10 protein-coding genes and 1 pseudogene are annotated in these 13,537 nt (G+C 41.3%); 9 read left to right on the forward strand and 2 right to left on the reverse strand.

Translation table 11 applies throughout. The annotated features are described in order from the left end of the window. Positions 1–439: 439 nt before the first annotated feature. The 7 genes and pseudogenes from putP to JOC94_RS08645 all read left to right on the forward strand — a co-directional run bounded on the left by putP (position 440) and on the right by JOC94_RS08645 (position 8,322). Entirely contained in the window at positions 440–1,906 is a 1,467-nt protein-coding gene (gene putP / locus JOC94_RS08615) for a sodium/proline symporter PutP (protein WP_077113621.1), read from the forward strand. Positions 1,907–2,008: 102 nt separating this feature from the next. Further along, positions 2,009–3,238, forward strand: coding sequence for a PucR family transcriptional regulator (locus tag JOC94_RS08620; RefSeq protein ID WP_077113547.1), 1,230 nt, complete (start codon positions 2,009–2,011; stop codon positions 3,236–3,238). A gap of 635 nt (positions 3,239–3,873) precedes the next feature. Beyond that, a complete protein-coding gene (locus JOC94_RS08625; RefSeq protein ID WP_077113548.1) occupies positions 3,874–4,203 on the forward strand; it encodes a PadR family transcriptional regulator in 330 nt (109 codons plus the stop codon). Beyond that, a complete protein-coding gene (locus tag JOC94_RS08630) occupies positions 4,193–5,053 on the forward strand; it encodes a permease prefix domain 1-containing protein (RefSeq protein WP_077113549.1) in 861 nt (286 codons plus the stop codon). Before JOC94_RS08625 ends, JOC94_RS08630 begins: the two co-directional genes overlap by 11 nt. Positions 5,054–5,072: 19 nt before the next feature. Next, positions 5,073–6,113 (forward strand): TolB family protein, encoded by a 1,041-nt coding sequence (locus tag JOC94_RS08635; RefSeq protein WP_077113550.1) that lies wholly within the window; start codon positions 5,073–5,075, stop codon positions 6,111–6,113. Between the two features lie 180 nt (positions 6,114–6,293). After that, a pseudogene (locus JOC94_RS08640) lies at positions 6,294–6,644 on the forward strand (response regulator); the annotation flags it as partial. 469 nt (positions 6,645–7,113) lie between these two features. After that, positions 7,114–8,322, forward strand: a complete 1,209-nt coding sequence (locus tag JOC94_RS08645; RefSeq protein WP_077113552.1) for an MFS transporter — start codon at positions 7,114–7,116, stop codon at positions 8,320–8,322. A gap of 537 nt (positions 8,323–8,859) precedes the next feature. Here JOC94_RS08645 and JOC94_RS08650 read toward each other — a convergent pair. Next, a complete protein-coding gene (locus JOC94_RS08650) occupies positions 8,860–9,849 on the reverse strand; it encodes an ornithine cyclodeaminase family protein (RefSeq protein ID WP_077113553.1) in 990 nt (329 codons plus the stop codon). A gap of 192 nt (positions 9,850–10,041) precedes the next feature. Continuing rightward, a complete protein-coding gene (locus tag JOC94_RS08655; protein WP_077113554.1) occupies positions 10,042–11,052 on the reverse strand; it encodes a proline racemase family protein in 1,011 nt (336 codons plus the stop codon). Between the two features lie 187 nt (positions 11,053–11,239). Here JOC94_RS08655 and JOC94_RS08660 point away from each other — a divergent pair, with 187 nt between their 5' ends. Beyond that, on the forward strand, positions 11,240–11,779 hold the full coding sequence (locus JOC94_RS08660) for a helix-turn-helix domain-containing protein (RefSeq protein WP_077113555.1): 540 nt from the start codon (positions 11,240–11,242) through the stop codon (positions 11,777–11,779). 267 nt (positions 11,780–12,046) lie between these two features. Beyond that, positions 12,047–13,069 carry a proline dehydrogenase family protein gene (locus tag JOC94_RS08665; RefSeq protein ID WP_077113556.1) on the forward strand — a complete coding sequence of 341 codons (1,023 nt, stop codon included), beginning with the start codon at positions 12,047–12,049 and terminating at the stop codon, positions 13,067–13,069. The last annotated feature ends 468 nt before the right edge of the window (positions 13,070–13,537 follow it).

Below are 13,537 nucleotides of genomic sequence, written 5' to 3' on the forward strand. Positions count from 1 at the left end.
CTGTTCACTGTACTAAATACCATTTTGCTAAAAACGTAATTCAGTAACCTATGAAAGCACTCCTCCATGTAGTGGCTTTAGGCTGACAAAACCTCCTTTCCAGCGAGAAAATTTGACATAACGGTTAATAATTTGTAATGTCTTCACTCCAAACGCCCCCAAAAATTTGCTATAATTCGATTAAAGCACTTCTGTTTTAAACCTCACCGCGTATTCTTTAAGGTTTGATTCATAAGAGCTGCGCTTATAGCTGTTCATGCAACTTATCGGATTTTACGTGCTCATATCTTATTTTTTCGTCGTAGATGATACACCAGATTTCTATGATCTTGGTTCGACAATAAGATGGCGGCTTCCACCATACTCCTTAATTGAACCTTATTTTATCATTAATCAAGTTGGCATAGGCCCAAAAAACGGAACAAGGAGAGATAAAAACATGTCAGATGAAGCCTTAAAGTTATTGACGATAGTGATTTATATGTTGTTAATGCTGTTCATTGGCTGGGTAGCCTACCGAAGAACAAAGGATCTAACGGATTATATGCTTGGCGGTCGTTCGCTTGGACCAGCAGTAACAGCACTTAGCGCGGGTGCTTCAGATATGAGCGGATGGCTGCTAATGGGATTGCCCGGCGCTATTTATGCAAGCGGTTTAACAAGTGTCTGGATTGCCGTCGGGCTGACGATTGGCGCCTATTTGAACTGGCTATTTGTAGCTCCCCGGCTCCGCACATATACACAAGCGAGCAATGACTCTATTACCATTCCTTCTTTCTTGGAGAACCGTTTGAAGGACAATACGAAACTGTTGCGAATCGTATCCGCACTTGTCATTTTAATATTTTTTACTTTTTATGTTTCGTCCGGCCTTGTCGCCGGAGCGGTTTTCTTTGAAAGCTCTTTCGGGTTTGGCTACCAGCAAGGACTGCTGATTATTGCGGGTGTCGTTGTCGCCTACACACTGTTCGGCGGATTTCTAGCCGTAAGCTGGACTGATTTTGCCCAAGGATTGATCATGCTTACCGCCCTACTCATTGTTCCTGCGCTGGCTGTAACTCAAACGGGCGGTCCGGCAGAAACAGTGAGTATCATTAAGTCAATTGATCCTACTCTGTTAACCTTTTTCAAGGATACGACATTTATCGGAATCATTTCATTTCTCGCATGGGGGCTTGGATATGTGGGGCAACCCCATATTATCGTTCGTTTTATGGCGATCAACTCGGTAAAAGAAACGAAGGTCGCCCGCCGCATCGGGATGGGCTGGATGATTCTTTCCCTCATTGGCGCTGTTTTGACGGCTCTGATTGGAATTGCCTACTTCCATACAACGAATACGACGTTGCATGATAAGGAGGCTGTCTTTATTGAGCTTGGACAAATTCTTTTCCACCCGCTGTTTGCCGGATTTATACTGGCGGCCATTCTGGCGGCGATTATGAGTACGGTTTCTTCACAGCTAATCGTTACATCGAGCGCATTGACAGAGGACTTGTACAAATTATTATTCCGCCGGGCCGCAAGCGACAAGGAACTTGTATCATTCGGCCGTTTGGCTGTATTAGCCGTAGCAATAGTCGCTTACATTTTGAGTTCCAACAAAACGGAAACGATATTAAACCTGGTTGCCCATGCTTGGGCGGGTTTTGGCGCCTCGTTCGGACCGATTATCGTCTTAAGCTTGTATTGGAGGAAACTGACGAACTGGGGAGCAATTGCCGGAATGGTTTCCGGTGCGATCACTGTCCTTGTTTGGCAATGGACGGGGTCGGAATTGTATGAAATTGTGCCCGGTTTTTTAATCAACCTATTAGTGGCCGTTATTATCAGCCTGGCCACATATAAACGCAACGAAGAAATCGAAAAAGAATTTGATGAAAGTCTTCGTTTGCTGAAAGAGTAAGTTTTTTTCTGTCGGGGAAGCGATTCCCCGGCTTTTTCATGCATTCGGGAAAATATGATAAAATAGCGATAGCTGGATTTTCTTGGGATAGAGGGGATTGGAATGGAGCGCATGTTGGAAAAAGTCATGATGATGACAAATATAGAGGAGATTACGGAAGCAATCAGCGGCTATTTAAAAAAACCGGTCGTTATCGAAGACGACCAATTTTCCTTACTAGCTTACAGCTCTTTCTATATTGAGCAATTTGACGAAGCAAATAAGCAAACGATCTTTTCCAAACGCTGGCCAATCTCCATCTTGGAAATGTTCATGGACAAAGGCATTGTGACACAGTTAAAAACGAGCCCCAAGCCATTTCGCGTAAAGCAAATCAAGGAAATAGGCTTGAACCAGCGCATCGTCGCAAGTATGAGGTATAAGGACCACATTCTCGGCTATATATGGATACAGGAAACCGGCAAACCGCTGACGGAGGCTGAACTTGACTTTATTGATGAAGTTTCCCATCATGTCGGAAAAATCCTGTATCAAAAAAAACAATTGAAATTAAAAAAAGATCAGGAGAAAAATGATTTCTATAAAAAAATCATGGAAGATGAATTTCAAACCGAAGCTCAGGTCAAGTGGGAGGCCGCCAATGTCAACCTCCCCATCCCGGATTCCTACATTATTTGCGTATTTACAGTGGGGCAAACAAGCGAAGATGTTTTTGGGGAGCTGCTGGAAAAATCCGGCCTTTTTTCAAATGCCCTGAAACTACCTACCCACCTTTTTATCGACCAATTAAAAATTATCGTCATGATTGGCAGCAACCTGTCACACCGTGGGGAGCTCGTTGATGGCGCCAATGAATTGACAACCACCGTCCTGAGCCAGTTCAACGGCCAGCGAATATACGCGGGAATCAGCACGGAGCGTTCCTCCATCCTTCACTTGAAAAAAAGCTACATGGAAGCAATGGAAGTGATCAAAACAGCGAAGTTTGTCGGGCTGGACTCCCTTCCATCCTTTGAATATAAAAAACTTGGCTTGTTCCGTTACCTGGAATCAATTTCCCAATACCAGAAAAAAATGAATTACGTAAACGAAGATCTGCTGAAACTACAGCAAAAAGACAAAGAAGACCACACGAGCTTGCTCCATACGCTTGAAGTCTACTTGTCGAAAAATTGCCGCTTAAAGCCTACGGCGGAAAGGCTATTTATCCACATAAACACGCTCAAATACCGTTTGAACCAAATTACCGAATTAACGTCCATCTCATTCGACAACTTTCAGACGAACTGTCAATTATATATAGATTTGCAGATGTTAAAAATTAATGAGTGAGAATCTACGGAAGGTTGTCCAAAAAAATGAGATGGTACATGTTATCTCAACGCTTTTACATAAAAAAAGCCATCGTCCAAAAGCCAAAAATCGACGATGGCCTCCCTACTTCGGTCATGCACAACTACGTTCCGACTTTCGGGTCTCCACGTTTGACGGGCACGCTCCACCTTGAACTGTACCCAATTGTTGGAAAAGTTGAACAATGAATGAAGGCCCCCTGTCAAAATAAATAGCGGTTTTAAGCGGCATTCGTCCCGGAGTTTCAAGGAGCTAATGCCGTTTAACGCTCCCCGTAACGAATGTGATTGTAACACTATATATAATGTTCAACCGCAATACTCAATTCTTCAAAAGTTGAATACCGTTGTAGATAATATTTTTTACATTTGAATATTCCCCGTAAACACTCCATAGATCCATCATCAATATATCTTCCTGCACGTGACACACTAAGTATATTCATTTCATCAATCTTTCTTTCAAGCCATGTGATGTATCATTTTTTTCGCTTTGTATTGTTAAGCTTTTTAGAAAAAGCCAGTCATGCCCACTTCATGTGAATAACGAACTTGTAATGCGATGTACATCGTATTACAATATTAAGTATATTGATTCTGAGAGAGGTGAAAGAAATGGATAAGGAAATGATGAAAGGCAGTATAGATTTATTGCTCCTATCTTTGATTGCACAACGTGATTTATATGGGTACGAGATCATCAAAACGTTAAAGCAATTAAGTGAGAAAGCTTATGAAATGAGTGAAGGCACTCTTTATCCCGCACTGAGACGACTAGAACGGAAACAGTGGGTAACTTCTTATTGGAGTGAAACGCAAGTTGGAAGGCGTAAATATTATAGCATTACCGATTTGGGTAAAAAGGAGCTTGAGGTTAAGAAGGAAAATTGGAATTTCATTCACAACCTCGTGAAAAAGAGTTCGGAGGGATTAGGTGAAATCTAATTTCAAATGCTATGTTGAAAAAATACTACAGCAAACCGAGTGCAGAAATGAAGAAAAAGAAGACATAAGAGAAGAACTTCTCATTCATCTGGAACTTTCAAAAGAGGAACTGTTAAGAGAAGGGATGAATGAGAAAGAGGCTGAATTGGAAGCGATAGAACGTTTTGGATCAGAGGTAGAGATAGGATATCAATTGCAACAGTCCATTTTTCCATACCGTAAAGAACTGATGCTGACATTATCTGTGACTTCCTTCGTTTTTTCTATCAGTGTCTACCTGCTTTCATTGTCTGTTGAGGGGGAAGCACATGTTGGCTGGTTAGTTCTATCTATGTTTGTTCATTCATTGATCTTGCTTATCTCTTTAAATCAAGTTGCTCAATTTAACCGTAGACGCTGGATGAATAGCATACTCGTTACTCATATTATTACCTATTTATACGGGTATACAATTGTATCTTCTATTGATCATCCAGCTTTTTTGCCGTTCGCAATTCTTAGTTGGATGAACATTCTTTTAGCACTCTTTTTGGTTTATCGAACAACCATTTATGAGCTTGACTTACAAAGTGAAATGGTAAAAGAGGCAAAATGGCTGCACCTTATTAATCTCGTTTTAGGTGTCATTGTCACTAGTGTCATATTATTTAACCTATGGATTGGAATGTGGTTGTTTGGCGGTTATCATCCATTCATGCTGCTACTAACGATTCCTTTTATATTGTGGATTTTATTATATTTTCTGCAGATGCGATTACTGAAAAAACACAAAAGAAGTGCTTTTGTTATTGCGATAATTTCAATTTTAATGAATGCTTTCATACTCATTTATATTTATTTCCCGTTTTAACAGACTAAGGAGGTTTACTATGAAGAGAAGGAAATGGCTTTGGATTTTCGTCACCATCGTTATCATTCTCACACTTGCCCTTATTGTCATCGGCTTGTTGTTTGGTAAAGATGAAAAAGAAAAACAAAATGGATTGTCGGGCGACTTTGATATTTCTAAACAAGGAACAATTGCTTATGTCCATTACTTACAGGGTAAACCAGAAATTCACTTGTACAATCCTGAACAGTCACTGAAAATGAAAGCATTAGAACTAGAAAATGATCAAATTATTGTAGACCCCAGCTTTTCAAATGACGGTTCCACTCTGGTCTACATAGCTGCGAACAAAGATTCAGATGAAAAGTTGGCAAGCACCGTTTATCAATATGATCTTGAAAAAAAGGAAGTAAAGGAGCTGTTTTCTGTCCAATCAGCTATTACTGAAATCGAATTTTCACCGACAGGAACATCATTGTTTTATTTGCAAGCAGAAGTATTCAAGAACTATTCACCGATTGCAAGTAAACGTCCGCATGATTTTGACTTGCATGAGTACAGATTTGCGGATAAAAAACAAATGAAACATACAAACCTTAAGAAATACTCAATGGAATCCCTTACAATTGCACAAGATGGTAAGTCTGTATTTGTACAAATGCCGGATGATGAAGACGTAAATACTGCTGAAGGCAGCTTTGAATCGTTCCAGCGGATCTTCCAGATTCCTCTAGACCAACCGACAAACTTAAAAGTTGTCAGCAACCCTGAACGAAAAAACGATATCTATGACTTTACAGTAGTTCCGAATAAAAACGAATTCATCTTTCAATCGGTTAGTAATCCGGACACAGGAGAAACCTTTCAATATGAGTTATACACATACAATGCAGAGACAAAAGAAGAAAAGCAACTAACCAATTTAAAAGAATATACTGAAGGACCTGAAATTGCTCCTGGGAACAAAATTTACTTTATGGTTGATAAGCGTTTTGGTCAAAGAAATAGCGATTATCATCTTTATCAGATGAATTTGGATGGAACGAACATTACGGAGATTCCGCTTCCGAATGATAAATAGAATCCGGACTTGATGAATGGCTTTGCATAGTCAAATTCCGACTTCTGCCAAACCGCTCAGTATTATGGATAGTCCATTTAACTTTCCTGATTTAGCCTGATTAATGAAAAGCTAACTTATTCGTTCAATAGTGCAAAAGGTAAAGATGAATAATGTAGCAAGGTTGGAGGAGAAAGTGCTATGAAGACGAAGATTATTATTATAGATGACGAGAAACCGATAGCTGATATATTGCAGTTCCGCTTCCAGAGGGAAGGGTTTTCTGTACAATGTGCTTATACGGGCCAAGAAGCGCTTAAACTTGTTGAGGATATGCGGCCGGATATCGTTCTGCTTGATGTCATGCTTCCAGATTGCGATGGGATGGAAGTGTGCTATGAGATTCGTAAAAAATACAAAATGCCTATTATTATGCTAACAGCCAGTAGTTCGGAAAAAGATAGAAAACGCAGTTTTGAACTTGGGGTGGATGATTATGTGGCGAAGCCCTTCTACACAAAAGAGCTGGTTGCTTTAGTAAAAGCAAGGCTGTCCAGCCTTTAACCCTACATGAGTTTGTGGATTGAAATCGTCCGTTTGACAGGATTTTCGATCTCCCGCAACGTTGCGTCGCACTCTATAATCCAAGGGAATAAGGCTGCTTAATCGCTTACCTTTCTATCTTAGGGGGAACATGTCACAATTGAGGCGCAGTTCACCGCCTTTCAAGGCCGCTCTTCGGCTTCCCGCACGGAACAGATATGATCACCAGGCTTGGTCACCGTTCTCCGGGTTTCCCCCGCTCGACAGGCGCGATATTTCCATTCGGATGATTGCTTTTTAGTTTTCCTTCGCGGAAGAGGTGCGATACTGCCATGCGGGTCACCGGGCTTGTGAACGCTCTTCGGTTTCCCGCACGGGAGAGGTACGATATTTCCATTCGTTTTTCCTCACGGGACGGGTACGATTAAAAGGGGCTTATTTTTCAAACCCTTATCTAACGAAACATAGGGGGGATACAATGTCTTTATATCAGTTAATCCGAGCGAATTCCAACTTTCGATTGACTTGGTTTGCCATGTTTGTTTCAAGACTTGGAGACGGATTGTATTCGGTGGCCATAATCTGGATGACATATCAGGTAGATAGATCGGCATTGTCGCTGGGGATTGTGCTAGGAGCCTTTACTTTTTCAACTTTCGTGTTTGGAATCTTTGCTGGTGTTGTAGCGGATCGAATGAACCGCAGAACCCTTATCATAAGCTCTAGTGTGCTATGTGGAGTCACTGTGCTGGTTATCCCTCTGACCTTTTATTTTGGGATGCTCCATTTACCTTTGTTGGTCTTTTTCTCTTTTGTTTTCGGGGCTTTGACCCAGTTCTTTGAACCCGTGGTTAGAGCATCCGTGTCGAATCTCGTGTCCAAAACAGAACTTACCCAAGGAAATGCGGCATTAGGAACTACAGAGAGTATAGGATATTTGGTTGGACCTACTCTAGGTGGCATCCTGATTACGTTTTTTAATGTGGAGATGGTTCTTGTTTTAAATGGAATATCGTTTCTACTAGCCGCGTTATTGATCTCAAAAGTGAACGTTCCATTAAATAATATGCCCGAAGCCATATCCCCGACGAAATGGACTCATGACTTAAAAGAAGGATTGCAATTTATTAAAGAAAATCAATTTGTTATACGTCTATTTCAAATATCCATCTTATCCACCATTGCGTATTCACCTTTTTTTGTCAATCTTCCTATTTTCCTTGATGAAGGATTAACGTTATCCTCAAAAGAACAAGCTACCTTTCTAGGAATCCTTTATTCAATTTTGTCGTTAGGCCAACTCATAGGGTTTTGGCTTATTGGATATGTACCAGATCGCATCCGAGTGAATTTAACCATCGGATATCTCTTACAAGCAATTGGTTTTGGATTGCTTTTCGTTTTAAGTCATCCAGTAGCGATTATGCTTTCAGTAACGGTGGCCGGTATCTCCTTTGGTTTGGTGAGTGCCCCCTTTTACAGTGCGATTCAACGCGAGGTCCCGGGACGTTTGCACGGAAGAGTATTCGGGGTGCAATCTACATTCAATGGGCTTCTATTACCAGCAGGACGAACCATAACCGGGGGCGCTCTAGAATTTGTTAACGCTCGATCGATATTTCTTTTTATGGGAGTCTTGTATTTTGTAAATGCTTTCCTTGCAAATCTACTATCAAAAGAGAAATGAAGCGGCATATACAAAAATATGCAAGAATGATGACTCTTCGGCTTCACCAGCCCGTTTTTGTTAAAAATAATCTGGAATATTCTTGCGCTGAAGAGAAGATATTTACAATAAAAATGATTGAGTACATGCATATCGGCATGACGAGCATGGAATAAAAATAAGGGAGAATCAACTCCCTTTGTACTGACCGGGTGCAAGCGTAGGGAGGTTTTAAATGTAATAGTTACCATCTTAATGATCCAGGACCGATTGGCGCACTCACTTTAAGAAAGACTTTAGTTGCCATTTCTATAAAGAATTGCTCTGCTGCTATGGATTTTGATCCATTCTTCTCTATCCTTCACATTGCGTTGTAAAATAGGATATTTTCTTAATACCTGCTTTCATTGTCTGCTGAGGGAGAAGCACATGTTGGCTGGTTATAGTTCTATCCACTTTGTTTCTCAAGCCGCAAAACGCTCCCCTGATCCGCTAACACCTTTTTCCAATAGTATCAAGATTGAAAGAAATACTTTCGTTCATTCGATAGCCAAGCATTTACATGGGCACTTCTGTCCCATATCCTAGTTTCACGGCTTTTTTATAGGCGGCAGCGGCAACGGCGAGATCAAAATAAGCAGTCCCGACAGATTTGAAAAAGGTGATTTCTTCTTCTTTCTCTCTTCCTGTAATCTGGCCTGCAGCAAGTTGATCGAGTTCACCATGCAGCAACGAAAAATCCCATTTGCCTTCCTTTTCAGGGATGAGAAAATCACCCGCCTCTTCTTTTGCCCCAGCGATCGTATCGACGATAATTTTACTGCATCTTTGCAAGGTGACTTCATCTACTTCCTGCATATGCGGAAGGTAAGAACCCACACCGTTAATATGCGTGCCCGGCCGCAATGCGTCTCCGGAAAAAACAGGCGTTTCAGCGCGTGTGCTGCAAATGACAATATCCGCCTTTTCAACTGCCGCATTCGCTTCGCCCGCGATTCTTACTTCTCCAGTGTAATTTGGCGAAAGCTTGGAAATACGTTTGGCAAATTGCTCTGCCCGTTCTGTCGTACGATTAAAAAGCCATATTTGTTCAATTGGGCGAACTTCCAAGACAGCCTGCAACTGTTCTTCCGCCATGCGCCCGCATCCGATCACCGCAACAACCCGGGCATTTTCTCTCGCCAGCTTTTTCGTGGCTACACCGCTTGCCGCCCCCGTCCGGAGTCGTGTTAAATACGATGCTTCCAAACAGGCGACATGATCCCCTTCATTTGTATCACTGAGCAAAATGACACCTTGTGTCGTATTTTTTCCCACCGAAGGATTATCCGGAAAAATCGTGACCACTTTTACAGCGGAGATCCCAATTGGTTCAACCGCACTCGGCATTATTAAAGTAGACGCATTCTTTTCGGGATATTGAATCACCGTCCGGACCGGATTTTCCACTGCGCCTTTGACATGTAATTGAAGCGCATGTTCAATATCCGCAATCGCCTCCTTCATTGTATAAACGGACCGAATCTCTTTTTCTGATAAAACCAACATGATAAAACTCCTCTCTTGTTCAAAATCGCGTGAGCGACTCTTTCAATGGTAACACGTTGCGGTGACCATTCAGCCATTAAGGATAACTCCTGCACTTAACAATGGACCAACAAGCGGAAAAGCGGGCCATTTATTGATAGCCGATTCCCCATCATGCGACCATGACAGTTTATCCCTCTATTGCGAAGTTCACTATTTTTCCTCCAATAAAAATCCTTTCGGCAAATTGTCATGAGGATCCACAACAAACTGATGAAAACCAGTGATAAAGGCGTTGCCGGTCACTTTCGGGACAATTGCTTCATACGGCCCAACCTTTGTCAAGGAAAGTATTTCGCCGGTAAAGTGTCCATTCGTAATACTTTCATGGACAAAACTGCCACGCTCTCCCAATTTTCCATGAGCATGCAATGTGGCAAGCCGGGCACATGTGCCGGTTCCGCAAGGAGAACGATCCACTTGTTCATCGGCAAAGATGGTTACGTTCCGCAAATCGGCTTCCCCACTTACAGGTTCATCCGAAAAAATGACGCCATAAATCCCATGCAAACCTTTTTCAATTGGGTGGACAACGTTGATTTTCTCCTCTATAAAGCGTTTTATTTTTGTCCCCCACTTTTGGATTGCCGGCAAATCTTTTTTATTTACTTTTAATCCGAGATCACCGCTATTGACTACAACGTAAAATGCCCCGCCGAAAGCGATATCCACGTGAAACTCATGTCCACCCAGTTGTACGGAGACATCTTTTTCCAATACAAAAGAAGGAACATTCTCAAAAGAAACCGCTTCTACGCGATCGTCAGTGGATTTTACGTACGCAACAATCTCCCCTGCGGGGCTGTCGATGATGAACTTCTGATTTTCTTCTGTCACTTTCAACCTTCCCGTTTCAATACCCATTGTCATGACCGCGACGATTCCGTGGCCGCACATCGTGCTCCAGCCTTCGTTGTGCATAAACAATACGCCAAAATCGGCGTGAGGACTGGCGGGTGGTGTCATGATGCATCCGTACATCCCATGATGGCCCCTTGGTTCGAACATGAGAACTTGCCGAATGTCATCCAAATATTCCATGCAATAAGCGCGTCTTTCCAATTGAGTTCTTCCTTTTATTTCAGGAAATCCATCGGTGATGATTCTAAGCGGCTCTCCAGATACATGAACATCAATGGTTGAATACAGTTGATTCATCATCATTTGACAGCACTCCATCCTTTGGTAAAAATCAAAGTAAAACGCTAAAGAAATTGAAGTACCACTTCAATTTATCCATAATACTATAGCAGTTGAAAAAATCTGTCAACATACTCTTTATACTTTTCTGATAAATTTGCGTTGATAAAATGTTTTATAATAGATAAAAAGTGAAAAATGAGGGAATCAGATGAATGTGTCAATCGGACAAAAGATGAAAATGTTGCGGAAGAAAAGAAAGCTTACTTTAAAGGAAATCGCAGATCAAACAGGATTGTCCATCAGCTTTTTATCACAAGTGGAAAGAATGAAATCATCGTTGACACTCGAGTCGTTGAAAAAAATATCGGATGTGCTTGAAGTCAACCCAAGTTACTTTTTCTCCGATGATGAAACGGCTGAACAGCCCACAGTCATTCGGGCAGGCGATGTACATGCGGATGAAACGGGGAGCCAGTTTGTCTACAAAAACTTGGCCGGGCAATATAAAGGATTGGGGTTCATCCCTTTACTCGTTTTATTAAACCCAGGCGAAAACAAAGGGAGTCAGTTTACCCATGCGGGAAAAGAATTCCTGTTTGTGCTTGAAGGCATGTTAACGGTGCAAGCGGGCGAGCAAGAATATCATTTGCATCCCCGCGATTCCATTATTATTGATTCCAGCCAGCCGCACTACTGGCTAAATGTAACAGAAAAGCCGGTTTCATTTTTATGTATTTCTACCGAGTAATTCAAAAGTCCCTTACTTTCAAATAACCCGATTACAATCCCTTGTAAGTAACCAACAATAGAAGCAGGCTTTTCTCGTTTCTTTACAACAATGCTAAAAACGATAAAGCAATTTATAATTGAATTAGGCGCTACATTCACTAAACTTGCAAGATGCCGTCATGTAAAACCATGTTACAGCCTTGCTGGACCTATTGGCAGGAAATGATTGCGCTTTCTATCGTTTTTTATTCCCAAGAAAATTGCTATAAAAGGAGAGTTGAGGCTAATGGGACTAACGAGGGATTTTTTTATAACGCTTTCTCAAAACCAGGCATTAAATAGTGCTGCGAAACGTTGGGGTTTAAAACTGGGAGCCCAGTCTGTTGTTGCCGGAACAAATATAGAAGAAATGATCGCCAGTGTAAAAAAACTGAACGCACAAGGTATTTCTGCAACCGTTGACAATCTGGGAGAATTTGTTTATGAACGTGAAGAAGCTTTAAAAGCAAAAGAAGAAATTTTGGCAGTCATCCAGGCGATTCACGATCATCAGGTGGATGCTCATATTTCGTTAAAGCCCACTCAATTGGGACTGGATATCAGTTACAATTTTTGTCTTGAAAATTTAAGAGAGATTATCGAAAAAGCAAATCAATATGGTATTTTTGTCAATTTCGACACGGAAGATTATGGTCACTTACAACCCACGTTTGATTTGATTGACGAACTATCTGCTGATTACAACAATATAGGCACTGTCATTCAAGCTTATTTTTACCATTCCATGGAAAATATTAAGAAATATAAAGATTTTCGCTTAAGAATTGTCAAAGGGGCCTATAAAGAGCCTGAACATCTTGCTTATCAAGATAAAAAGGATATTGATGAAAACTACATCAAATTAATTGAGTATCATTTACTCAACGGTAAATTTACGTCCATTGCCACCCATGACCACCATATTATTAATCATGTAAAACAGTTTGTGAAGCAACATAACATCCCGAAAGATAAGTTTGAATTTCAAATGTTATATGGATTTAGGAAGGATCTGCAGCTTCAGTTAGTGAAGGAAGGATTTCATTTTTGCACCTACGTCCCGTTCGGCAATGATTGGTTTGGCTATTTCATGCGCCGCTTGGCCGAGCGCCCACAAAATCTTTCGTTAATTGCCAAACAAATATTCAACAAGAAAACGAACACCGCGATTGGAGTAGGAGCTTTGGCTTTGATTTTAATGAGGGCAAATAAAAAGAGAAAAAAGCATACCGCTAAACAACGGAAATGCTCCGGGAATTACAAAAAATAGAACATTGGAATATCAAACAGGTGGGAGAACAAAACGTTTTCTCCACCTGAATTTGTATAAAAGATCAATTTTCTTTTGGCTAGTGGCGCCCTTTTGTGAACCTGTACTGAATGTAAAGCGCCGAGAGAGCCACTTGTGAGCGAAGTACTGAATCAGATCCTTTGGGAAATTCCATATGATAACCGCTGTAGAAGATCCCATATATATGGAAACAAAGGAAATTCAGTGGGAGAAAACGGCACCTACATGCCCGATTCGTTCAACGAACATTCAGTAGGAAATGGAAGAAAACGCCTACTGAATGAAGTGTCACTTTATGGTTCGTTTTTTCATCAGCTGATTTAGTTGTGTCCCACCCCCAATTGCAGGGTGGAGCCAACCCTTTTACTAGGAGAGCAAAAGTTCTCATATCTACCACCAAATAGGTTTCTTTGTCATGGGAAGGGCGAACTTCTCCATACCGATTGA

The organism is Siminovitchia thermophila, from assembly GCF_016909185.1.
GTDB lineage: Bacteria > Bacillota > Bacilli > Bacillales > Bacillaceae_C > Siminovitchia > Siminovitchia thermophila.

Excerpts from the sequence above, each read along its gene's own strand:
- JOC94_RS08625 (WP_077113548.1), top strand. The coding sequence starts at position 3,874 with ATGGATAAGGAAATGATGAAAGGCAGTATAGATTTATTGCTCCTATCT.
- JOC94_RS08660 (WP_077113555.1), top strand. The coding sequence starts at position 11,240 with ATGAATGTGTCAATCGGACAAAAGATGAAAATGTTGCGGAAGAAAAGA.
- JOC94_RS08665 (WP_077113556.1), top strand. The coding sequence starts at position 12,047 with ATGGGACTAACGAGGGATTTTTTTATAACGCTTTCTCAAAACCAGGCA.
- JOC94_RS08645 (WP_077113552.1), top strand. The coding sequence starts at position 7,114 with ATGTCTTTATATCAGTTAATCCGAGCGAATTCCAACTTTCGATTGACT.
- JOC94_RS08650 (WP_077113553.1), bottom strand. The coding sequence starts at position 9,849 with ATGTTGGTTTTATCAGAAAAAGAGATTCGGTCCGTTTATACAATGAAG.
- JOC94_RS08620 (WP_077113547.1), top strand. The coding sequence starts at position 2,009 with ATGGAGCGCATGTTGGAAAAAGTCATGATGATGACAAATATAGAGGAG.
- JOC94_RS08655 (WP_077113554.1), bottom strand. The coding sequence starts at position 11,052 with ATGATGATGAATCAACTGTATTCAACCATTGATGTTCATGTATCTGGA.
- putP (WP_077113621.1), top strand. The coding sequence starts at position 440 with ATGTCAGATGAAGCCTTAAAGTTATTGACGATAGTGATTTATATGTTG.
- JOC94_RS08635 (WP_077113550.1), top strand. The coding sequence starts at position 5,073 with ATGAAGAGAAGGAAATGGCTTTGGATTTTCGTCACCATCGTTATCATT.